The 23,784-nt window shown below is 50.8% G+C and carries 17 protein-coding genes; 11 read left to right on the forward strand and 6 right to left on the reverse strand.

Annotated features, from left to right (window positions below):
• The first annotated feature begins 409 nt into the window (after positions 1 to 409).
• Positions 410 to 886 carry a hypothetical protein gene (locus Q7T66_RS09525; RefSeq protein ID WP_304933101.1) on the forward strand — a complete coding sequence of 159 codons (477 nt, stop codon included), beginning with the start codon at positions 410 to 412 and terminating at the stop codon, positions 884 to 886.
• A gap of 229 nt (positions 887 to 1,115) precedes the next feature.
• Positions 1,116 to 2,036, forward strand: coding sequence for a methyltransferase domain-containing protein (locus Q7T66_RS09530; protein ID WP_304933102.1), 921 nt, complete (start codon positions 1,116 to 1,118; stop codon positions 2,034 to 2,036).
• Positions 2,037 to 2,107: 71 nt separating this feature from the next.
• Here Q7T66_RS09530 and Q7T66_RS09535 read toward each other — a convergent pair whose 3' ends face one another.
• Complete coding sequence (locus Q7T66_RS09535) at positions 2,108 to 2,320, reverse strand: DUF2970 domain-containing protein (RefSeq protein WP_304933103.1); 213 nt, start codon at positions 2,318 to 2,320, stop codon at positions 2,108 to 2,110.
• A 163-nt stretch (positions 2,321 to 2,483) separates the two neighbouring features.
• Positions 2,484 to 3,551: a histidinol-phosphate transaminase gene (gene hisC, locus Q7T66_RS09540; RefSeq protein ID WP_304933104.1), complete on the reverse strand. Its 1,068-nt coding sequence runs from the start codon at positions 3,549 to 3,551 to the stop codon at positions 2,484 to 2,486.
• Between the two features lie 187 nt (positions 3,552 to 3,738).
• Here hisC and Q7T66_RS09545 point away from each other — a divergent pair, with 187 nt between their 5' ends.
• Positions 3,739 to 4,473, forward strand: coding sequence for a pseudouridine synthase (locus tag Q7T66_RS09545; protein ID WP_304933743.1), 735 nt, complete (start codon positions 3,739 to 3,741; stop codon positions 4,471 to 4,473).
• A 649-nt stretch (positions 4,474 to 5,122) separates the two neighbouring features.
• Here the strand turns inward: Q7T66_RS09545 and Q7T66_RS09550 are convergent.
• The gene (locus Q7T66_RS09550; RefSeq protein WP_304933105.1) at positions 5,123 to 8,326 is read right to left on the reverse strand and encodes an EAL domain-containing protein; all 3,204 of its coding nucleotides are present in this window, start codon (positions 8,324 to 8,326) and stop codon (positions 5,123 to 5,125) included.
• Between the two features lie 358 nt (positions 8,327 to 8,684).
• Here Q7T66_RS09550 and Q7T66_RS09555 point away from each other — a divergent pair, with 358 nt between their 5' ends.
• Complete coding sequence (locus tag Q7T66_RS09555; protein ID WP_304933106.1) at positions 8,685 to 11,201, forward strand: DUF1631 family protein; 2,517 nt, start codon at positions 8,685 to 8,687, stop codon at positions 11,199 to 11,201.
• A gap of 67 nt (positions 11,202 to 11,268) precedes the next feature.
• Here Q7T66_RS09555 and ppnN read toward each other — a convergent pair whose 3' ends face one another.
• Both ppnN and Q7T66_RS09565 read right to left on the reverse strand, forming a co-directional pair.
• Complete coding sequence (gene ppnN / locus Q7T66_RS09560; RefSeq protein ID WP_304933107.1) at positions 11,269 to 12,639, reverse strand: nucleotide 5'-monophosphate nucleosidase PpnN; 1,371 nt, start codon at positions 12,637 to 12,639, stop codon at positions 11,269 to 11,271.
• A 213-nt stretch (positions 12,640 to 12,852) separates the two neighbouring features.
• Positions 12,853 to 13,854, reverse strand: a complete 1,002-nt coding sequence (locus tag Q7T66_RS09565) for a DnaJ C-terminal domain-containing protein (RefSeq protein ID WP_304933108.1) — start codon at positions 13,852 to 13,854, stop codon at positions 12,853 to 12,855.
• A gap of 321 nt (positions 13,855 to 14,175) precedes the next feature.
• On the opposite strand from Q7T66_RS09565, the gene Q7T66_RS09570 reads away from it, so the two are divergent.
• The 3 genes from Q7T66_RS09570 to Q7T66_RS09580 all read left to right on the forward strand — a co-directional run bounded on the left by Q7T66_RS09570 (position 14,176) and on the right by Q7T66_RS09580 (position 16,051).
• Positions 14,176 to 14,400 carry a hypothetical protein gene (locus Q7T66_RS09570; protein ID WP_304933109.1) on the forward strand — a complete coding sequence of 75 codons (225 nt, stop codon included), beginning with the start codon at positions 14,176 to 14,178 and terminating at the stop codon, positions 14,398 to 14,400.
• 252 nt (positions 14,401 to 14,652) lie between these two features.
• Positions 14,653 to 15,774, forward strand: a complete 1,122-nt coding sequence (locus tag Q7T66_RS09575; RefSeq protein ID WP_370691638.1) for a methyltransferase — start codon at positions 14,653 to 14,655, stop codon at positions 15,772 to 15,774.
• 67 nt (positions 15,775 to 15,841) lie between these two features.
• A complete protein-coding gene (locus Q7T66_RS09580) occupies positions 15,842 to 16,051 on the forward strand; it encodes a hypothetical protein (RefSeq protein ID WP_304933111.1) in 210 nt (69 codons plus the stop codon).
• Between the two features lie 17 nt (positions 16,052 to 16,068).
• Here Q7T66_RS09580 and dbpA read toward each other — a convergent pair whose 3' ends face one another.
• Positions 16,069 to 17,463, reverse strand: coding sequence for an ATP-dependent RNA helicase DbpA (gene dbpA, locus Q7T66_RS09585; RefSeq protein WP_304933112.1), 1,395 nt, complete (start codon positions 17,461 to 17,463; stop codon positions 16,069 to 16,071).
• Between the two features lie 400 nt (positions 17,464 to 17,863).
• On the opposite strand from dbpA, the gene aceA reads away from it, so the two are divergent.
• From aceA to hemN, 4 genes are all read left to right on the forward strand, one after another.
• Entirely contained in the window at positions 17,864 to 19,195 is a 1,332-nt protein-coding gene (aceA, locus tag Q7T66_RS09590; protein WP_304933113.1) for an isocitrate lyase, read from the forward strand.
• Positions 19,196 to 19,334: 139 nt separating this feature from the next.
• Entirely contained in the window at positions 19,335 to 20,933 is a 1,599-nt protein-coding gene (gene aceB, locus Q7T66_RS09595) for a malate synthase A (RefSeq protein ID WP_304933114.1), read from the forward strand.
• A gap of 450 nt (positions 20,934 to 21,383) precedes the next feature.
• Positions 21,384 to 21,851, forward strand: a complete 468-nt coding sequence (locus Q7T66_RS09600; RefSeq protein ID WP_304933115.1) for a PIN domain-containing protein — start codon at positions 21,384 to 21,386, stop codon at positions 21,849 to 21,851.
• A 474-nt stretch (positions 21,852 to 22,325) separates the two neighbouring features.
• On the forward strand, positions 22,326 to 23,777 hold the full coding sequence (hemN, locus tag Q7T66_RS09605; protein ID WP_304933116.1) for an oxygen-independent coproporphyrinogen III oxidase: 1,452 nt from the start codon (positions 22,326 to 22,328) through the stop codon (positions 23,775 to 23,777).
• Positions 23,778 to 23,784 lie beyond the last annotated feature (7 nt).

The following is a 23,784-nucleotide window of genomic DNA, read 5'->3' on the forward strand; positions in this document are numbered from 1 at the left end:
AACGGACGTAATCAATTGATGTAATGAGTTGAAAACAAGGCAACGTAAATTCGCTGTCTGCGCTACAGCTGGTGATCCCAGCTGTAGCGTTTTCTTTTGTTTTACGTATTTATATTTAAGTACATATTCAAAAAATCTTCAGCGGCGATAAGTCTGCCGCGTCAAATCGGTAACAGCTAATACGACGGCCTGTTGCCAACTATGCTCCTCAAGATTGCCATATTGATATGAATGAAAAAAGCACCGCGCCGTCTGTAGCGCTGCATTCGCCAATATGGGCTGCGCCCAAAAATAGCGCAGCTTGTCAAAAATCGGTTAAATTTGATCCAACAAGAACAAATAAAAACATAACAACAGCGTCTCTGAGTTCCACTGCGTGGAGCCAAGAGCATTGATTGGAGACAAGTCGATGATTTATTCCAAGACGGAATTGGGCCAAACAGCGTTTCAGAATCGTTCTGTTGCGCTCACTCCACGGCAGCGTTCCGCATTCATCATGTTTGACGGCAAGCGCAGTACTGAAGAGGTGCTCAAGGCGACTGCCGGGCTGAATGTCACGGCGGATGATGTGAATCATATGGTGACGCTGGGTCTTCTGGTGGCTGCCGCTATTCCTGTTGAGGTAGCACAGCAAGCACCTGAGCCTCAGCCCCCAGCTGTGTCGGCCGATGCAAGTGGGCCCACCCAAAGCGATCAAGCGCATTATTTAAACGCCTACCGGATTGCCACGCGCTTGACCGCCAACTTGGGTCTGCGCGGCTTTGGAGTCAACCTGGCGGTGGAAGCTGCCGGTAACTTGGCCCAACTGCAGCAGCTCGCACCAAAAATCAAGAATGCCGTTGGTCCGGAGAAGTACAAGGAGCTTGAAAGCGCGCTGTACGACTGAGACATAAGGGCGCGCATGCCAACATTGTGTCGCGCCGTTTACGCAATTCATCTTAGTGCTTGAAATTGTATTTAAGTGCTGAGCTCAAAAAAATTCCCAACAAGGGAATAGCTAGGTAAAACCTCCATACATCTCCCCTTTGCTTTGTCGTGACGCTCACCATAATGATGCTTCACGTACCTGTTCCTGCGGGAACCGTACGCAAACGACAAACCACGAGGATGACACCATGCTGACTGAACGCGAACTTGAAAGCTCCTATCTGGGCCAATTCATCCCTGTGCATTACCACCACAATATGTTGATGGACCAGAACCGGATGTCGGGTTTCAAGGCGGCGATCAATCATCTGGTTGCACCTGGCGCCAAAGTGTTGGAGCTGGGCGGCGGCACGGGCGTCTTGTCATGGTTTGCCGCAGCCAAAGCAGAAAAAGTTTGGTGCGTTGAATACAATCCGGATCTGGTCAGAGAAGCGCGCAACTTCTTGTCCAAGAACGTCAATGGACACAAGGTCGAAGTGGTCGAAGCGGATGCTTTTGACTATCTGCCGCCTGAGCCTGTTGATGTCGTCATCTGCGAAATGATCCACGTCGCGATGGTGCGCGAGAAGCAAGTACAAGTCATCGAAGCATTCAAACAGCGCTATCTGGAAAAATTCGGCGGACCGTTGCCACTCTTTATTCCTGAAGCGATGATCATGGCCGTCCAGCCTTTGCAGCAGGACTATTCGTTTGAAGGCTATAACGCGCCTATCGTGCAATTCCGCGAAGCGACTTTCGAGCAAGCCGGCAGCATCGATCTGGCTGCACCAGCTGTGTATTCCTTATTGGATTTTACGCAGCCAGTCGGCACCGATATCGCATGGCAAGGTTCGTTTGTGATTGAACGCGATGGCATCGTTAATTCATTGCGCTTCGTGACCAAGAATATTCTTGCTGTTGTGATGGAAACAAACAGCACGATCGACTGGTTGAATCACTATATGACGCTGCCTTTGGCAGATCCGATCATAGTGCAGGCCGGTGATGCGTTATGCGTTAGTTTTGCATATCGCGCGGGTGGCTCCATTCAATCGCTGCAAGCGTCAATACGGGCTGGTGATGCATCGATCTTTGCGGTCGAAGAGTATACGGAAAGTGTTGCTGCCTGATTATGGACTACAGCAGCTGAATAAAAAATGGCGAGCCTGAAAGCTCGCCATTTTTATTTGGATCAATAAATTTACCTCAAGACTAGCGAGACCACAGTCAGCAGCACAGCGATGAAAATCGCCACGCCCAGCAGCGCCGCAATAATGACGTACACAGGATTGAGCCCGGTCACATCTTTTTCATAATCGGAACGACGGCGCAGGCCGACGAAAGACCAGAACACCGCGCCCAGCGTCGCTAGAAAAGAAGTCTTTTCGGTTTGTTTCTTGATCGGCTCTGTCATCATTTTCCCTTGAAGGTTAATCTGGACTGCCAGCCTCGAATGCATAGCGCAGCTTCAATCTCAAACGCAGCTTGCCTGATTAACAGAATACCGATTCCTGATTGCCGTTGGCAGCATCAGATGCGTTTGTATTTTTCGTATCAGATGCTGTTGTCGCTAGCGTTTAATGCTTCGACGTCAACAGCGTCAGCGTCTGGATCAGCATCTTGCACTCATCCGGATTGCCAATACTGATGCGCAGATACTGATTAATGCGCTCGTGCTTGAAGTGACGCACGATGATCGCACGTTCGCGCAAACCTGCGGCCAATTGCTCAGCAGCATACGACTCGTGACGCGCAAAGATAAAGTTCGCAGCAGAAGGCAGCACAGCGAAACCAAGTTTTTCCAGTGCAGCAGTCATCTGTTCGCGACTATCGATAATTGCCGCATTGGTTTTCTGGAAATAGGCTTCATCACTATAACTGGCGACCGCGCCAGCCAATGCCAATCTATCCATAGGATAAGAGTTGAAACTGTTCTTCACGCGTTCCAGCGCTTCGATCAATTTCGCATGGCCCATCGCAAAACCGACACGCAAGCCTGCCAGTGAACGTGATTTCGAGAAGGTACGAATCACCAGCAGATTCGGATATTTATGGATCAAGGGAATCGCTGTTTCGCCGCCAAAATCTACATAAGCTTCATCGACCACGACGACAGCGTTCGGTTGCTTGGTTAGCAGTGCTTCAATCGCAGCCAACGGAAGAGGAATGCCGGTCGGTGCATTCGGGTTCGGAAAAATAATTCCGCCGCATGCGCGATTTTCATAATCGGCAGTGTTGATTCCCATAGAGTTGTTCAGCGGTACTTCGACGTAATCGATGCCGAACAACTTGCAATAGACAGGATAAAAACTGTAAGTGATATCCGGAAACAGCAAAGGCTCGGAATGCTTGAGCAGCGACATAAACGCAAACGCCAGCACTTCATCGGAACCGTTGCCAATGAAGATTTCATCCGTTTTTACGTCGTGATAGGCAGCTAAGGTCTTTTTCAGCTCGGACGCATCTGGGTCCGGATACAGGCGCAAGGAATCTGCGCTAACCGCATGCATCGCAGCCGTCACGGCTGGCGACGGCGGATATGGATTTTCATTGGTGTTCAACTTGATCAAGCCCGGCAATTTCGGTTGTTCACCCGGTACATAAGGAGTGAGTGTTTGCACAATAGGGCTCCAGAACTGGCTCATGACTGCTTTCCTTTTTAATTGATATCGCCATTTTATCGTGTGCCGTAGCTAAATAGAAAATCGCGATGATTTGAAAGCAGGATGCATACGCGTGGCCTATGCTCGAACGATGATGGATGACATCAGCGGCAGCGTTTTTTCTCCGCTGCTGGCTGATAAATTCGCTTCATTCTGGTACAGTGCCGCCATGAGTAAATTGACCTTAGACCGCATCCTGCAATCGCAGGGATTCGGCACCAGAAAATACTGCCGCGGCTTAGTCGAGGATGGCGAAGTCAGCATCAATGGCGAAGTTGTCGACAACATCAAGACCGCTTTCGACACGACCGATTTCGAATTCACGATTTTCGAAGAAGTCTGGCGCTATCGCGAACACGTCTACATCGTGTTGAACAAACCCGCGAACTTCGAGTGTTCACGCAAGCCTAGTCATCATCCTGGCGTACTGACTTTGTTGCCGGAACAATTCACCTGGCGCGATCTGCAACCGGTGGGCCGACTGGATCACGACACCACCGGCATGTTGTTGATGTCGGACGACGGCCCATTCATCCACGCGCAATCTTCACCGAAACGCCACATTCCAAAAGTGTATGTCGCGACCACGCATGAGCCGGTGACGCCTGAATTGATAGAGCAATTGTTGGGTGGCGTGCAGCTGCATGATGAGCCGGCACCGTTGGCGGCGCAGACTTGCCGGATGCTGGGCGAGCATCAGATTGAGATTGTGCTGGAGCAGGGTAAGTATCATCAGGTTAAGCGGATGTTGGCTGCTGCCGGGAATCATTGTTCGGCACTTAATCGCTCTGCGATTGGGGAATTGACGTTGGATTCGTTGGGGTTGGAGGAGGGGGAGTGGGCTTACCTTGATGCTGCGCAATTGGCTTTGTTGCGGGCTGTTGAGCCGGCTGCTGGCGCTTAGTAATTTTTTATTTCTTCGTCGCTTGCTCAGTGCCGGGGGTGGCCCGGTAGCCACCTTCTTTCTTTGCTTCGCCAAAGAAAGAAGGCAAAGAAAGGCGACGCAGAAGCCGTTGCCCGCTGCGCGGGTACCCAAGTCAAACGATCATCAGTCGGTAGCACAAACAAACTCGCCTTCGGCTCAAACAGGTTTGCGCTCTTTATCCGCCTGATGACCGTTTGACTTGGCAACGTCACATGCGGTTAAGGTCAACTGCAAAACCAAAACAACAGCAAAAAGTATCAGGTTTGAGCGTCCCTCGGATTGGATGTATCTGCGTGGCTAACGTTTTTACTTTAAGTAGAAATGTATTTTGAGTCGGTTCGCGATAATGCTGTTGCTGTTGAACTTTACCCGCTCTGACGCTGCCGTTTGTGCGGAGCAGAAAATGGATAAAGAAGTGAACGCTGTCTGAGCGTAGCGAGTTTCGTTCGCTTCCCATTTTTTGATTTGCACAAGCGGGAACCCGAAGGGCAGCGGCTTCGCGGTCGCCTTCTTTTGCTTACTTTTCTTGGCGAAGCAAGAAAAGTGAGTGGCAGCCGGGCCACCCCCGGCATACCAACTCTCATCGAAGAGAAATACGTTTTAAATACCCAAGTCCTTAAAAAAACAACTAAAACCATTCTGCAGAATCCTCGATTCCCCCCGGCTCACTCTCAGCCGCATCCCGCTCCATCTTCAACCAAATTGCAAACTGCTCAGCCGGCATAGGCTTGCCAAAATAATATCCCTGCAATTCATCGCACCCAGCCGCGCAAAGCAAATGAACATCCTGCTCCAGCTCCACACCTTCAGCCACCACATGCAAGCCCAAGGTATGACCCAGCCCAATGATGGCGTTGGTAACCGCCAGGTTATGCGAGGAAATATGAATATTCTGCACAAAGGATTTATCGATCTTCAGCCTATCAATGGGGAACTGATACAGATAATTGAGGCTTGAATAACCAGTGCCAAAATCATCGATCGATAAGGAGAATCCCAGCGCCTTGATTTGCTCCAGCATTTGGATAGTCGCCGGGACGTTGTCCATCAAAATGGATTCAGTCAATTCCAGTTCGATGTTGCGCGCATCGGCGGGAATATCTTTCAGTGCGTGTTCGAGTACTTTCAGCAAACCGCCTTCTTTTAACTGGACGGCGGATAGGTTGATCGATACCGGGATCTCGCCGAAGCCGCTGGCTTTCCATTCGACGTGCTGGCGCATCGCTTCTCGTATGATCCACGCGCCGATAGGGACGATGAGGCCGGATTCTTCGGATACGGGGATGAAGTTTGCTGGCAGGATCATGCCTTCGCTTGGATGTTCCCAGCGCACCAGACTTTCTACTCCGGCCAAGCGGCCTGTCATCGCATTGATACGCGGTTGGTAGTAGAGCACCAGTTCATTACGCTCAACTGCGTGGCGCAAATCGCTTTCCAGATGCATGCGCTTGACGACGCGGTCATTCAATTCGGCGGTGAAGAATTGCGCATTGTTGCGTCCGCTTTCCTTCGCTTGATACATTGCAGAATCGGCGTGACGCATCAGCAAATCGATGTCGTCGCCATCATCCGGGAATAGCGCAATACCGATACTGCATGAGATATACAGCTCCATGCCATCGACCATATGCGCTTGTTGTATGCGCGGGATCATGCGTTGCTCGACCAGCTTGCCGACTTCTTCTGCGCTTTCGACATTGTTCAGAATGATGACGAACTCATCGCCACCGAGTCGGCTGACGGTATCGCCTTCGCGTACGGTATCGACCAATCTGCGGGCGACGGAAATCAGCAAGCCATCGCCGATGTGGTGACCCATCGAATCATTGATGTTCTTGAAACGATCCAAATCAATGAAAAGTACGGCGACCATGCTTTCAGCGCGTTTGGCTTGCTGGATTGCCATCTGCAGGCGTTCATCGAACAGGAAGCGATTCGGCAATGCGGTGAGCACGTCGTGATGCGCAAGATAGTGAATCCGTTGTTCATTGGCTTTGCGCTCGCTGATGTCTAGCGACATTGCGATGTAATGCTGGATTTCTCCTTGCTTGTCGCGCACGGCATTCAGCACGAGCCAGGCTGGATACGATTCGCCATCCTTGCGGCTAATCCACATTTCGCCTTGCCATGAACCTTTGGTGGAGGCTGTGCGCGCCAAGGTTTGCGAGAAGTTTTTCTGATTGCGATTCGACAGCAACATCATGCTGTATTTGCCGATCAACTCATGCAATTCATAACCGGTGTTGCGCGAGAAGGCACGATTGACGGTGACGATGCGGCCGCTGGCATCAATGATGACGATGCTTTCTGATGAGGCTTCGAATACCTTGGCCCACAGCTCCAGCCGCCGCTCCATGTACTTCATGTGGTTGATAGGTGTGAAGGTCGTCAACACCGCGGGTTGACCTTGATAGTCGAGGCAGCGTGCAGATACTAGCGCCCAGGATGGCTTCTCGCCACCGGTCCAGCGCACTTCAAATTCATCAACCGTGTCAGTGTCGTGCAGGCGCTGGAAGAAGCGCGCGCGTAGAGCGGGCAACATGCCGGTTTTCCATGGATTTTCATCGCGTCCGCCTAGCCAGGCGCGCGCGGCATCGTTCGCATGCAGGACGGCATGATCGGGAATCGAGGTCACCATCAGTGGAATCGGGATGGCTTCGACCAGTTCATGCTGTGCTTGCGCGGCGCGTGTTTGCGCGACCATTTCCTGTTGCGCGATACGTTGCTGATCCAGCTGTTGCAGCATGCCGTTAAAGCCGTTGACCAAACGGCCAATTTCATCCGTGCTATCCCATGACGAGCGCAAAGAGTAATCGCCGGAGCGGCTGACGTTATCTGCGACACGCGCCAGATTACGGATCGGTAAAGCGATTTGACGCGCGACAAAAAATACTAGGCTCAGAATCACCAACAACAGCAAAGCGGCGGTGCCTAAATGCTGCCACATACGGGTATATGCTTCCGCAATGCGATCCTCCAGCAGCCTATGCATTTGCTGTTCTGCGGCGATCCATGCAACTTTCAGATCACGTATAGCGGCGATTCTTAATTGAAGATAGTCGCTGTCGCTTTCATCCACGTCGATAATGCCGGCCATGGCTTGACTTGCAATCCGAAAACGTTGAATCGAAACCAGCAAGTCATTGCGCGATTTTTCCAGTTCAGCCTGGAGCATTGGCTTGCTGGCAGCAAACGCCTCGTCGTAATCGCTTTGAATGCCCTTGGTGGTGGCGTCCAGTCGTCCTTCCAGAATCAGGAAGCGCGTCTGTTGCACTTGCCGATTGTCGTCGTACATTTTTGGCAGTTGTGACGCCAGGTCGCCGGTACGGTCCAACAGTTCCAGTAATTCTGGAAAGCGCAGAACGATCAGCGACATCGTGTAATAGCTGTCGAGATCGGGATCGAGAATCAGATTGGATTGATTACCGATGCGGGTCAGTAGGGCGCGACCTTGCGCGAAGGAATCATCGCTTTGTGTCAGCGTGTCGTGGCCGGTGTGACTTGCTCGTAGCGATTTGGCATAGGTTTCAGCCAGTTCGCTGCTGCCCATTTCCTCACCATATTTTTTCTCTGCATCGCGGATTGTTTGCGCATATGGCGCAGCTTTCGCTTTATCGCTTGCAGGGTCGACTGATGCGATCAGTGCTTCGCGCACGTTCGCGATGTATTGATTACCGACGATTTCCTTGTTGGAGAAATTGATGGCGATGAATTTTTCGTGGATCAGGATGCCAGAAATGAAGATGACTGCCGTCAAGTCGAGAAAGTAAATCAGTGCCAGCTTGCGCCCGACTGTCAGTCCACCGATTATTTTTGTGATGCGTTTCTTCATTTTGACATTCAGCCAATTGGTTTTGTGTGTTCTACCAGCAATGCGCGTGCCATCGATTCGCTTTCGCGGGAAAAGATTTTGTCCTTGCGGCATCCCATTACAGTGCGTGACGATAACAAAAAACACTTTCTGTTGCGCAATTATTGTGCGTTGATGAGAATGCAGGAAATTGGTGCGCCTATCATTACGAGCGAACTCATGATCAATGTACGCGTTGATTTGTGTCTGAAAAAACGCTTAAATGTTAATTTCAGTTAAAGATTCATGGTGTGAACAAATTTGCATATCAAGCCCAGCCTCGTTGCGATATGATTAATTTCATGTATGCATCAAATTTTCATTGGAGACGATTTCGGTAATGCACGCCATCAAACCTGTGATTCAGTTGGCCAAGGAACGCGCGCTATTCCGATTTTCCGCTCTTGCTATGCGCATGGTGCAGGATGCGAATACCAGCATCAGGCAAGTCACACCTAGCGCCGGGTCAGCGCACGAACAAAAAACAATTTCCGCAGCAAAAGAGTGGCTGCAAACGCAGGATGTACAGTTTCTGAAGCGTCTGAACGCCAGCTATTCCGGTTACGTAGAACGCGGCATGCAAACCATGTATCGCGATTTGCGTCATGAACTGCAGGATTCAGCGAACAATACCTGGGCGCTGATCGACGACGAAACCATCACCCGCCAAATCGATGTTGAACGTCGCGTGCTGCGCTTGCGCGATGCCGACCAGCTTAGTCTCGGTCGCTTGAATCTGATGATCGCGCAACTGCATGATGAGCATGATGTGCGCGAGCGAGAAAATCCTTTCCGACCTTATTTGATGGCGCGTGCCTTGCACGATGTGCTGTGCGAAATGAGCAGCACCAGCGATTTATGCGCGATCTTGTTCGATCACATGTCAGGCGCATTGGCAGCGGAATTGCCCGAATACTTTGCGGCGATTCGCGAAGTGTTTGAGTCGAATGGTGTACATGCGCGCTTGTTGGCGCGGCCAGCATCCTTAAGCCGTAGCGATCGCGCAATGCTGATGCCGCAAGGACAAAATTACCCGCAAGTTATTTACAGTGGTGCGCCGCATGCCGGCGGTGATCAAGCGCATTCGGCGAATAATTTTGCTGGCAATGCGACTAGCAATTCAGGCAATCCTGGTGGACAACAATCAGGCGCTTATCAAAGTAATTACGCCAGCAACAATCCGGGTAACTACGCTGGTAATAACGGGGGCAACTTCGCCGGCAACCAAGGTGGAAATTACCCAGCGAATTTCACCTTGCCGCCAGCGCTTGAACACATGTTGTCGCTGATGCAGCAACGCTCATCGGACGTACACAATGTGTTGCGTACGCCGCAGCAAGAGACGCAAGCTGCGTTGCAGGATTTTGTCTGGAAAATATTCAGCCAGGTTGCGCCGGATCGTATCCCCTCGAATCCGCGTCATTCAGATAATCCAGCTACCGAATTCCGTCCTATCGCTGATGACGATGCGTCCAAGCCGCACCCATTAACCAGTCAGTTGCATCGCTTGCAGCAAGAAGCCGTGAATGGCGTCGCGCGTGAAGATGCGGTTCAACTGCTGGATTTGCACAGCGAGCTGGAAACAGAACGACTCAGCGAGATGGAACGCGTGGCGATGGATGTCGTTGCGATGCTGTTCAATTTCATCGCCAATGATGTCTCGATACCGGATGCATTTCGCGCCACGATTACGCGTTTGCAGGTGCCTTTCCTGAAGGCGGCGATGCTGGTGCCGAGAATTCTGGAGCAAGCCGATAACGCACCGAGAAAATTACTCAATCGCATGGCCTCCCTCGCCATTGGATTGAAAGTAGACGCATCGCCAGGTAAAGAAATTCATGCAGCAACAGCCGCAACAGTCGAAAAAATCTTGACTGATTTCAAGACGGATCTGATTGTGTTCACCGATGCGCTCGTGCAGTTTGATGAAACGATTGAAAAAATATTGCGCGAAGCAGATCCCGAAGTTCTGCGTGTCATTCAAGCATTGGACGAAGCTGAAAAAGATCCGCAGCGCTATGACGTGCTGATCGTTGAGACCGTTAATGCGATGCGCGAACGGCTGCAGACGATACAGACCGATCAACGTGCCGTCGATTTTTTGATCAAGATTTGGTCACGCGTGTTGGTACATGCGAATGAAGATGAAAAAATCGATAGTCAGCCGTTTCGCGATGTTGTTCCTGAACTAATCTGGAGCGTGTATCAACACGATCTGACCGAGCGTGCCGCGCTGATGAAGCTGTTGCCGAAGCTGGTACGCCAGGTAAAGCAAGGAATGAAATTGATTGCGCTCCCTGAAGTTGAAACCAAACAGGCGATTGATGATTTGATTGCGATGCATGCAGCAGTACTCGGCATGATTCAGTCAACGCCACTCAAAGCCTCGGTAAAAATGGAAACCTTGCATCAGCATTTCGCATCCTTGAAAATTGGCAGTGTGAATGAAGAAGCGGCGGCGATTCATGCACCTACTGTGTCGCAAGTTCGCCTTCAATCAGCATTGCAAAAATTCAATGTGGCTGCGCACCAGCATCTGGACAATGACATGGGCACCTTGCGTAGTTCTGATGCCAATTGGCTGGGCGGTATGCAAGTGGGAACAGTGCTCGAATGGTGGGCGAATAATGTTTATCAGCCAGCACGTTTGATGTGGGTAAATCCACAGCAATCGTTTTATGTCCTGCAACTGGTGGCATCTCACGAGCAACCACGTTTGCTGATTTATTCGTCGATTTCCTTGATCAAAGCCTTGCGTGAAGGTTCGATAGGCATGATCGAATACGCGCCGATTTTTGATCGTGCTATTGAATCGCTGTTGGACGTCGCTGAAGAGAAACAGTCTTTGAGTGTTTAAAGCGCCGCTCATCACGAGCGGCGTTTTATTTCACTTAATTTGAAACTTGCTTGAAGCTGATTTGACGTTACTTTATGATCTTGTAGCAAGGCACATACGCTTTGCCCGGTAACTTCATCCGGCTTTGTGCAACGAACGCCGCCAACAGCGCATCCATCGGTTCCATGATGTCGCGATCCCCGCTGATTTCAAACAGTCCGTGTTTTTCTATCGAGCGTATTCCGCTATCTTTCACATTACCCGCAACCACGCCTGAGAAGGCGCGACGCAGGTTGGCCGCCAGTGAGTGGCTTTCCTGATTCTTATGCAGCGACAGATTGCGCATGTTTTCATGCGTAGGGAAAAACGGTTGCTGGAAAGCTTGATCGATCTTCAAGGTCCAGTTGAAATAATACGCATCGCCTTTGCTCTTGCGGAACTCACGTACTTTCGCGATACCGGTCAGCATTTCTTGTGCAACTTGTGCCGGATCATCGACGATGATTTTGTACAGTCCTTGCGCCTTGGGTCCCAGTGTTACGCCGATGAAGTGATCGATCTGCTTGAAGTAATCGGCTGAATTAGCCGGGCCGGTGAAAATCAGCGGGAAGGGCAGTTCTGCATTGTCTGGATGCAGCAAGATGCCGAGGATGTAGAGAATTTCTTCAGCAGTACCCGCGCCGCCTGGGAACACGATAATGCCGTGACCTGTACGTACGAATGCTTCCAAACGTTTTTCGATATCCGGCATGATGACCAGATCGTTGACGATAGGATTCGGTGCTTCGGCGGCGATAATGCCCGGCTCGGAAATACCAAGATAGCGACCGGTTGGAATACGCTGCTTGGCGTGACCAATCGTTGCACCTTTCATCGGGCCTTTCATCGCACCTGGACCGCAGCCGGTGCAGATATCCATGTCGCGCAAGCCGATCTCGTAACCAACCTTTTTCGAATAATCGTATTCTTCGCGCGAGATCGAATGGCCACCCCAACACACCACCATCTTGGGATTCAGATGTGGATGCAAGACATTGGCATTGCGCAGAATGTGGAAGACCGCATCCGTAATGCCGGTCGATGATTCCAGATCAAAGGTCGGGTTCGAAATGATTTCATCATGGATGAACAAGATGTCGCGCAATACGGAAAACAAGTGTTCGTGTATGCCCTTGATCATCTTGCCATCAACGAAAGCGCTGGCTGGCGCACCGATGATGTCGAGCTTGATGCCGCGCTCGCGCTGGATGATGTTGATGTCAAAGGACTTGTAACGCTCCAGCAATTCTTTGCCGTCGTCGGTTGTGCTACCGCTATTAAGTACGGCCAATGCGCAATTGCGGAACAATTTGTACAGGCCGCCATTGCGGGTATCGAGAAGTCTGTGTACTTCGGCTTTGGATAAAATATCCAGACGACCTTCAGGTGAGAGTTGTGTGTCGATTACTTCGTATGCCATGAGTGCTTAACTTCCGAATGATGGGATGCGCCATTTTAATGCGCAAACAGCGATGCCGTCTGTGTTTGATTTTGTCTGTTTCTGTACCGACAGCGCAGGCGTGGGGGTGTATGGATTGATGATGCGTAGAATACTGAGCAAAACGCCCGCTGAATGTGAATGCCAGCGGGCGTTTTCTATTGATGCGTAGAGCGGTGACAGCAGCGATATTGCCTAATTTCTAGGGGAGAAATCGAATGCCGCTTTCAATGCCTGATAAGCTTTTTGTGCGACGACAGTATGCACAGGCGGTGCAACATTGACGATGACAGCATACAGATCGCCCGCTGCTCCATCTGCTGAAACGCCAGGTATCCCTTTTCCCTTGAGGCGCAATTTTCGTCCAGGCATGGAGCCGGGTGGAATCGATAACTGTATCGAGCCTTCCGGCGTTGGCACATTCACGGTGGTTCCGACAGCTGCTGCGGTCGACGTCAGTGGAATATCGAAGTAGATATCGCGACCTTCAATCCGATAACGGCGGTGCGGACGAATCACGACTTCCAGATACAGATCGCCAGCCTTGCCTTCGCCTGTACCGGGAAATCCCTGGCCCGCGAGTCGCAAGGTTTGTCCGGCGCGTATGCCTTTAGGCACGCTGACTTTAAGCGTGCGCTTGGAAACCATAGGCATGCCGTATTCATCGGTAACGTAGGTCGGCATCGACACGCTGCATGCGGTACCGCGGAAAGTGTCTTCCAGATCAATTTGCACTTTGGCGTGTTGATCGCTGCCATGCACATTGATGCCGCGATTCTTGGGCGGGCCCGAATTCGGTCGGCCCATGACTTCACCGAGAATATCGCCGAAGTTGCCGTCGCTATGGCTGTCGGTACGCGGATTGCTACGGGCAGAAGTGCTGGAAGTAGTTTTTGTGCTTTTGGTTTCTGCGCGCGTTTCTTTCTTAGCATCAAAACCATAGCTGCGCGCGGCTTGCGGCGGCACTTCCTTGCGGGTATAGAAAAAGCCCGATATCTGGTCATATTCCAGACGTTTTTCAGGATCTTTCAATACCTTGTAGGCTTCGCCAACTTCCTTGAAGCGAAGTTCTGCCTGCGGCTCGCGACTGACGTCAGGGTGATATTTGCGCGCCATTTTGCGGTACGCATTTTTGATCACGTCCAGCGTGGCATCACGCGGCACGCCTAGTATTTGGTAGTAGTCCTTTGATTTCATTGTCAGGTTTCGTAACTCTCAGCTGAGCGTATGCCATCGTTAGGGAATGTGTTCTTTGCGGAAATTTTGTTCTTTCTGCAAGGACATTCTGACATTACTGGCAACTGGACTAAAGGATGAATAGGGCGACTATTGCTCGTCAATTAATGCAATAGCACAATAAAAATCAGTTGCTGTATGGCGAGGAGTTTCCTCAATTTCGATCATTTATGTTGTCTAACTTGACATGAAAAACGACGATTCAGCTATGTCTATAATGCTTTGAAGGGCATACTCTCAACTTCGTTCAATAAACGACATTTTTAAAGTTGAAAAAGAGTTATGACCTACGAAGAATACCTGGATGAAGTCACCACATTGATGACGGAAATGTACGACCTCACGGACGCTGCGGCGATCAAGCACGTGATGCGCGCGCAATCGGCTGACTATTTCACGCTGCACGACGATGATCCTGCGATGCGCACGCAAGAGCGCGCAGTGGAAGATGCAAAAACGATCTTCAAGCAACGCAATGTATCTAAGCCTGAAATTTTCAAGAAATAAAAACTGCGGCGAAGAGCCACTGAGTTAGTCAGCTAAAGGTGTTCAGCTTACGCGCGTCCATCGACATAAAATGGCCTGAGTAGTTGGCGGTGGCTTAGGCTTGTTCATGAGCATTGCCTATTGCCAAGTTCTATCGATGATCGCAAGCTGGCTGGCAATGCCGTCTTTGTAAAAATCGGAATTTCCCATGCGTTTGAATCTTCCCCTGCAAACTGCAGTTTTGTATCTTTTCTCGTTTGTATTGGCGACTCTGTGACTGAACAATCAATGATTAGCTGGACCGAAGCGGGCGAAGAGCGCTCAGCGCGCTGGCAGTCCGAGAATAAATCGGCTGCGCCTAAGCGCGTCGTCATCGCTGACGACAAGCTGACTGCCGATTCCGCATTCCGTCTGGCGAGTGAAGGCAATGCCTTGCTATGGCGCGGCGATTATCAAAATGCACGGCAGTTGCTGCAGGCACTGGCACGACGTACCGAACGCAAGTCGCGCAAAGCGGCAACATCGCCGTTGGATGCATTTAATCTGCATAGACAAGCGCAATCGCAACGCGCACGTACGCTGGGTATGTTGTTGATAGAAGTGGCGGCCGATTACACGGTAGCGTTGCGCCGCGCACCCGACATCAAGCTCGCGTGCAATGAAGCGTATGGCGCCAGCAGCGGCTCGTTTATCGTTTCCTTGCGCGAAATATTAGGCTTGATAGGCGCGCACGAATGGCGCAAGAACGGAGTGGAAATCCCTGCGCTGAATGCCCGTATTCATCCGTACTACGGCGTGTTCTCGCCTGTACGCGGCGAGTATTTAAACCTGATTGCAGAAGCCCCATTGCCAAGCACCAAGTTGGCTTTCGATATCGGCACCGGTACCGGCGTGATCGCGGCTTTGCTGGCGCAACGCGGAGTTGAAAAAATCATCGCGACCGATCAGGATCCCCGTGCCTTGGCGTGCGCACGTGAAAATTTGAATCGCCTCGATCTGCGTGATCGCGTCGAAGTGCTGGAAGCTGATTTATTCCCTGCAGGAAAAGCCGCATTGATCGTGTGTAATCCGCCATGGATACCGGCGCGCCCGAATTCATCGATCGAATACGCGATCTACGATCCAGACAGCCGCATGCTGCGTGGATTCTTGAGTGGCTTGGCCGAACATCTGGAGCCGAAAGGCGAGGGCTGGTTAATCTTGTCGGACTTGGCCGAGCATCTTGGATTGCGTACGCGCGAAGTATTGCAGCAAATGATTGATGATGCAGGATTGAAGTTAATCAAGCGCATTGATATCAAGCCTGTGCATCCACGTGCAGCGGATGAAAGCGATCCTTTGCACAGCGCGCGCTCGAAAGAAATTACGTCGTTGTGGCGCCTGGCTGCACGTTGACAAGATAATTTGTCATTCCTGCTTACGCAGGAATGACAGCGATAGAAATTGAAATAGAGGAATCACGATGAGCAATAAACCATCCCGCACACTGACGTTCAAATGTACAAAATGTGTAAAATCGGTTCAAGTCTTTTTGCAAAAAGTTTCAGCCTGCTCACATATCCAGCCGTATCAAGGCATCTGCAGCTGCGGCGAGATTCGACGTCACGCGACCGGCGACAAGGATGTGGTGGAATCCTTTGTTGCAACGGGCGAAATCGGCCATCACCACTAACAGCCCACTAGCAGCAATTAACCGTTATCGGTTTCAATAAAACGCATTTTAAAATTGCGTCCCTTGATATTGCCGTTGCTTAAGCTTGCATACGCCTTGTTGGCAACGTGGCGATCCAGCGCAACATAGGTCATGAATTCAAACACATTGATCTTGCCGACCTGATCTTTCGTCAAGCCGACGTCGCCAGTCAAGGCTCCCAGCAAATCGCCGGGACGCAATTTATCCTTCTTGCCGCCCATGATGCACAGCGTGACCATCGGTGCGTGCAAGTCTGCGCCCATCGCTGGTTCCGCAGATTTTAAGTCAAACCATTGCGCCGGCTTGTGCTGATATTCTTCAATCAGCCTGACCCATTTTCTCTCGTTCGGTGCGCACAAACTCAGCGCCAATCCCTTGTCCTGCCCGCGACCGGTACGACCGATGCGGTGGATATGCACTTCGGTATCTTTCGACACATCGACGTTGATCACAGCTCCCAGCGATTGAATATCCAGTCCGCGTGCGGCCACATCGGTCGCGACCAACACCGAGCAACTTTGATTCGCAAACAAGACCAGGATCTCGTCGCGCTCACGTTGTTCCAGCTCGCCATATAAAGCCAGTGCGCTAAAACCTTGTGCGCGCAATTCGGCTGCGAGTTCACGGCAATGGATTTTAGTATTGCAGAATGCCAGCGTCGAAACCGGACGGTAATGTTTTAACAGTGTGGCGACAGCGGCATTGCGATCGTCGTAACCGACTTCATAAAAGCGTTGTTCGATCTGCCCGTCGTCGTGCTGCGCTTCGACTTTGACTTCTACCGGTTCGCGCAAGAATTCGGCGCTGGCTTTGCGGATATCGTCAGGGTAAGTCGCCGAGAACAGCAAGGTCTGGCGACGCGCAGGGCAGGCGCTGACGATGCCGGAGATCTCTTCATAAAATCCCATATCCACCATGCGGTCAGCTTCATCCAAGACCAGCGTTTGCACGGTAGACAGATTGATCGTATTGCGGCTGATGTGATCGCGCAGGCGGCCCGGCGTGCCGACCACGATATGCGCGCCATGCTCAAGCGATGCAATCTGCGGCCGCATCGGTGCACCGCCGCAAAGAGTCAATACCTTGATGTTGTCGGCAAAGCGCGCCAGGCGGTGCAACTCATTTGAAACCTGATCAGCCAGTTCGCGCGTCGGGCAAATCACCAGCGCTTGAATCGCAAACCATGTCGGATTCAACTTCTGCAGCATGCCAATCCCAAACGCCGCCGTCTTGCCACTACCGGTTTTCGCCTGCGCAATCAAATCGCGCAATTGCAAAATCACCGGCAGGCTTTGCGCCTGAATAGGTGTCATCTCGTGATAACCCAGCGCGTCGAGATTGCTCAACATGGCAGGTGAAAGGGCGAGGCTGGAGAAGGAATTTGGATTCATGGATGGCTTGCGTGATGCAGAAAAGGACTCGCAGTCTAACAGGCATGGACTGATAGAAGAAAAGTGCGAGCAAAGAAGCTTTCAGCCAGTGTTTTGAGCGGCAGAAGACATAACTTCAAAAACCATCAAAAAACGCATGAAATTTCACGACCAAAGATGCCACTTCGCATTATGAAAAACTGCCATCGCAATGCAGCATACTAAAATTTCAATGAGCAAAATATCGTTTCACATACAGATAAATGAAATATAACTATATGATTAATAACGATAATAAATATTTAAAATATCTTATATAAGACATTGTTGCTACGCAAAATATCTCCTATGATTAAGTCAGGTTTTTTCTTGTTTGTTATTTAATGCATTCACTACAAGTACTTAACTAAGGAGACGCATCATGGCAACTCGTGAGCAGCAGATTCAGGCACTAAACAAGGATTGGGCAGAAAACCCACGTTGGAAAAACGTGACGCGCAATTACACCGCCGAAGACGTGGTGCGTTTGCGTGGTTCTGTTCAGATCGATCACACGCTGGCACAGCGTGGTGCGGAAAAACTTTGGGAGATGTGCAATAACGAGCCCTTCGTTAATTCGCTGGGCGCATTGACCGGCAATCAGGCGATGCAACAAGTCAAAGCCGGTTTGAAGGCAATCTATCTATCGGGCTGGCAGGTGGCCGGCGACGCCAATCTCGCTGGCGAAATGTATCCCGATCAATCGCTGTATCCGGCCAACTCTGTGCCTATGGTCGTCAAGCGCATCAATAACACCTTCCAGCGCGCGGATCAGATTCAATGGTCTGAAGGCAAAGGCGACATCGATTTCTTCGCGCCTATCGTGGCGGATGCAGAAGCGGGTTTCGGTGGCGTCTTGAATGCCTATGAATTGATGAAGTCGATGATAGAGGCCGGCGCGGCTGGCGTGCACTTTGAAGATCAACTTGCATCGGTCAAAAAGTGCGGCCACATGGGTGGCAAGGTTTTAGTACCGACCCGTGAAGCCGTCGAGAAGTTGAACGCAGCGCGCCTTGCGGCTGATGTGTCCGGCACAACAACCCTGGTCATTGCGCGTACCGATGCGGAGGCAGCCGATTTGCTGACGTCCGATGTGGACGACAACGACAAACCGTTCTTGACCGGTGAACGCACTGTCGAAGGTTTCTATAAAACCCGTCCAGGTTTCGATCAAGCCGTGTCGCGCGGTTTGGCGTATGCGCCTTACGTCGATATGTTGTGGTGCGAAACCGGCAAGCCGGATCTGGCTTTCGCCAAGCAATTTGCCGATGCCATCCACTCAAAATTCCCCGGCAAGATGCTGGCCTATAACTGCTCGCCATCCTTCAACTGGAGGAAGAATCTGGACGACGCCACCATCGCCACATTCCAGAAGGAGTTGGGCGCGATGGGCTACAAGTTCCAGTTCATCACACTGGCCGGCTTCCATTCGCTGAACTATTCCATGTTCAATCTGGCGCACGGCTACGCGCGTAATCAGATGTCGGCTTTTGTCGAGTTGCAGGAAGCAGAGTTCGCTGCTGCCGAACAAGGTTTCACAGCGGTCAAACATCAACGCGAGGTCGGCACCGGTTATTTCGACGCCATCACGCAGGTCATCCAGCAAGGACAGTCATCAACGACTGCATTGCATGGCTCAACTGAAGACGAACAATTTTTCGATACCAACAAGCTCGCAAAGACCTGTATCACAGGAATTAAAAACGCAGCCTGACAAGTACTTCAAAAAGGTCGCACTTCACAAGAGTGCGGCCTTTTTGAAAGCAGCATTCTGCATCAGACCAAGCATAAAAATTACGCGCATTTATTTTCAATAACCATTTTCAAAAACTAATTGATAGACGGAGACAAGCATGGCAGAGATCACACTAGACATCCCGGCAGGAATCGAAATCGAAGGCGAGTTCAATGAAGAGTACGAACAAGTATTGACGCCTGATGCCCTAGCGCTGGTCGCAAAATTGAGCCGTGCATTTGAAGCACGTCGTCAGGATCTATTGGGAGTGCGCACCGAACGTGCAAAGCGTATCGATGCCGGCGAAAGGCCGGATTTTTTGCCAGAGACTGCGCACATACGCGCGGGCGACTGGCGCATCGCGCCGATTCCGGCCGCGCTGGAATGTCGGCGTGTTGAAATTACCGGCCCGGTCGATCGCAAGATGGTGATCAATGCATTGAACTGTGGCGCGGATATTTACATGGCCGATTTTGAAGATGCGAATACACCTAACTGGGACAACCAGGTGCGTGGCCAGATCAACCTGATCGATGCGGTGCGCAAGACCATCACGATGGATACCAATGGCAAGCATTACCAGCTCAACGACAAACTCGCGACCTTGATGGTGCGGCCGCGCGGCTGGCACATGGATGAGAAACATGTGCTGGTCGATGGCAAGCGTGTGTCGGGTGGCATCTTTGACTTTGCCCTATTCATGTTCCATAACGCGCACGAATTGCTCAAGCGTGGTTCAGGCCCGTACTTCTATTTGCCAAAACTGGAATCGCATCAGGAAGCGCGTTTGTGGAACGACATTTTCGTCATGACGCAAAACGAACTTGGCCTGCCACAAGGCACGATCAAGGCAACCGTCTTGATCGAGACTATCCTTGCCGCATTCGAGATGGATGAGATTCTGTACGAGCTGAGAGAGCACAGCGCCGGCCTGAATGCAGGACGCTGGGATTACATCTTCTCTTGCATCAAGAAGTTCAGACTGGACAAAGACTTTTGTCTCGCCGATCGTGCCAAGGTCACGATGACCGTTCCATTCATGCGCTCCTACGCATTGTTGTTGCTGAAAACTTGTCACTATCGCGGCGCACATGCGATGGGCGGCATGGCAGCCTTAATCCCGATCAAGAGCGATCCAATCAAGAATGAAATTGCGATGAATGCCGTGCGCATAGACAAAGAGCGCGACGCCATCGACGGCTACGACGGCGGCTGGGTCGCACATCCAGGTCTGGTTGATTTGGCGATGACGGAATTCAAAAAAGTCTTGGGCGACAAAGCTAATCAGATCGAAAAACTGCGTCCGGATGTAACTGCAACAGCCGATGATCTATTGAAGTTTCAACCAGAGACACCAATCACCGAAGCCGGCCTGCGTTACAACATCAACGTCGGCATTCATTACCTTGGTAGCTGGCTGGACGGTAACGGTTGCGTACCGATTCACAACCTGATGGAAGACGCCGCCACTGCAGAAATCAGTCGCTCGCAAGTCTGGCAATGGATACGTTCCAGCAAAGGCGTACTCGAAGACAGTCGCAAGATTACTGCAGAGATGGTACGTGCATTAATCAAGGAAGAATTGGTGAAAGTGAAAATGCTGGCAGCTAACGGCAACAGCCCTAGCTATGTACGCGCCGCACAGATATTCGAAGAAATGTCGACGGCAGAATCGTTTGCGGAATTTTTGACCTTGCCGCTTTACGAAGAAATTTGATTGAAGGTAGGGGACTGCATCGCGCAGTCCCCTATCGGATTTTGGCCTTCAAAAGGGAAGGTAAATGCTGTTGCCGTAACAGGATTTATCCCACCCGCTCTGTGCATCTCAACATGACATCGCATCACATTAATTCAACATAAAATCTCGCGTTGTTTAATTGCAAATGCGTAATTTAATTTGTATTTTGCAAACTATAATCAGTGAGCAATTATTGTCTAGAACAAATTGAACTCGATGTTCGAACACCAATAGCTTGTCCCGCAGCACGCCGCTTTTGGGGGATTTGGTTATACGGTTTATTTATGCAGGAATTTTGAATTCAGCCTGTGTTCACGAGGGTTTCCACGGGATAGTGATGCCGAGTTATACAGCACGCCCAGTTGTCATCCAACACTTTTGCTGTATAGGGGGTTTCATGAAGCCGAACACATACCTGCCCGTTGCAAAATGAAGAAATTCGTTTGGGACGCATCAGCGCTAGTCAACATCAAAGAACCCAATGCGTCAGGTTATTCGCCCGGGCACAGTCTTTTCAAAGACCTCGCTGACGGATGGATCTCTGGGCCATACCAAAATATATTTCCTGCTATCGCTGCCTTTGAGATAGATGCCACCGTTTCCAAGCTGCACCGAAAAGGAAAGCAGATACTTCGTGAGTTTTACATAGTCAACGACACAGCCAAGATATACGCCATTGATCAAGAGCTAATATCAAAAAGCGTCGAATTTGTGGATAAAGATGGCTTCTCAAAGCTACATGGTGCTGATCTGATATACGCATGTATTGCACATCTTGAAGACGCCTATCTTGTAACTCTTGATAAGCATTTCGAAGCAGTGTCAGGCACCGTAAAAGTCATCAACCTCAATGAGAGCAGAGATGATCCAAACTACCGTCGGCTCTTTGGCATATGACGCAGAGATGCACGCTAACCCTTCGGTCAAGAGGGACGGCCCGCCGGCAAGCCGGCTCCGCGCTCCTGACCTCCAACCTTAAGCGCCACAACTCCACTGAGGTACTTATGCGCTCTGCTATTTTTGTTGTACCAGTTTGGCTTCTTGCATTTGGCTCGCTATGGGCGGGTATCTCGCGCAATGGGAGTGAGATCGGTACGGTGTATGTTGTGCTTGGTATCCTAGGCGTCTGTGTTGCCAATGTTTTTATGCTCCAGCACCGTCGTATCGCTGAGCTTGAACGTTCCCTCTCTCTATTGGCTGGCTCAGATACCTGAGCGTCATGCTCAATTTCACACTTTTTGAACCAGCTTTCATCCTCGCTGATCCCATCATTTTTGATGTGGATCAAGGCTCCAAATTCCCGTCTCCGTAGACTCCATTTGCGGTCGTGTCATGTCCTGATTGCGGGGCAGTGATCGCTGGAACGGGAAAATGACAGCTTCTGCGATACCAATTTCTTTTCTTCCCTCGGTGGAGTTTGATGCCCAGCTGATTCGCAAGTTGAATCAGGTCGGGCCGCGCTACACCTCTTATCCGACGGCTGATCGCTTCACGGCGGACTTCGGCTATCGTGATTATCTACAGGCGGTTACCGGAGCGCGTGCGCGCAGCAATACGCATCCTTTGTCGCTGTACATCCATATTCCGTTTTGTGAATCGATTTGCTATTACTGCGGCTGCAACAAGATTGTGACGAAGGATCGCAGCAAGGCTGTGACTTATCTCAGCTACTTGAAGCGCGAAATTGAAATGCAGGGTCGTCTGCTGGTTGGCGCAAACCAGATTGAGCAATTGCATTTTGGTGGAGGTACGCCGACTTATCTGAGTGATGCACAGATGGAAGATTTGATGACGCACTTGCGTCGCTGGTTCAGTTTTGCGTCCGATGCGAATGGTGAGTATTCGATAGAAGTTGATCCGCGTACAGTGACGCGTGAGCGCGTTCATGCTTTGCGTCGGCAGGGATTTAATCGCATCAGTTTGGGCGTGCAGGATTTCGATCCCGATGTTCAAATAGCCGTCAATCGCATACAGCCAGAGAGCGAAACGCTGGAAGTCATCAGCGCCGCGCGCGAAGCTCAGTTTCGCTCCATCAGCATCGATTTGATTTACGGTTTGCCCAAGCAAAATGTGATCACGATGAATCAGACGCTGACCAAAGTGATTGCAGCAAATCCCGATCGTATTTCAATTTACAACTATGCGCACTTGCCGCACATTTTCAAACCGCAGCGCCGCATTGCGGAAGCTGATTTGCCTGATGCCGATACCAAGCTGGATATGCTGGCGCTGTGCATCAAGCGACTGACCGAGGCTGGTTACATTTACATAGGCATGGATCATTTTGCCAAGCCGACTGATGATCTGGCCATCGCGCAAAGACAAGGGCGCTTGCATCGTAACTTTCAGGGCTATTCGACGCACGTTGGTGCTGATCTGGTTTCCTGCGGCGTTTCCGCCATCAGCGCGGTCGGTGCGACGTACAGTCAGAACGTGAAGACGCTGGATGAATATTACGAACAGATAGAGCAAAACGAATTGCCGATTGCACGCGGTATTAAACTGACGATGGATGATTTGCTGCGCCGGATCATCATCCAGATGTTGATGTGCAATTTTGAGTTGTCGGTGGCATCTATCGAGTTGGCGTATCCAATTTCTTTCAAGACCTACTTTGCAGCTGAGCTTGAAAAACTGCGTGGACTGGAACAGGACGGCTTGTTGACCATCGATGATGAATGGATCAGCGTCACGCTCAAGGGAAGGCTGCTGATACGGAATATCTGCATGGTATTCGATCGCTATTTGAATGCCGCTGCCGATGTGCCGCATACCACCGGCGCAGCCGAAGCCCGACCACTGCGTCATTCAAAAACAATTTAACGCGGTG

This window comes from Herminiimonas sp., from assembly GCF_030655415.1.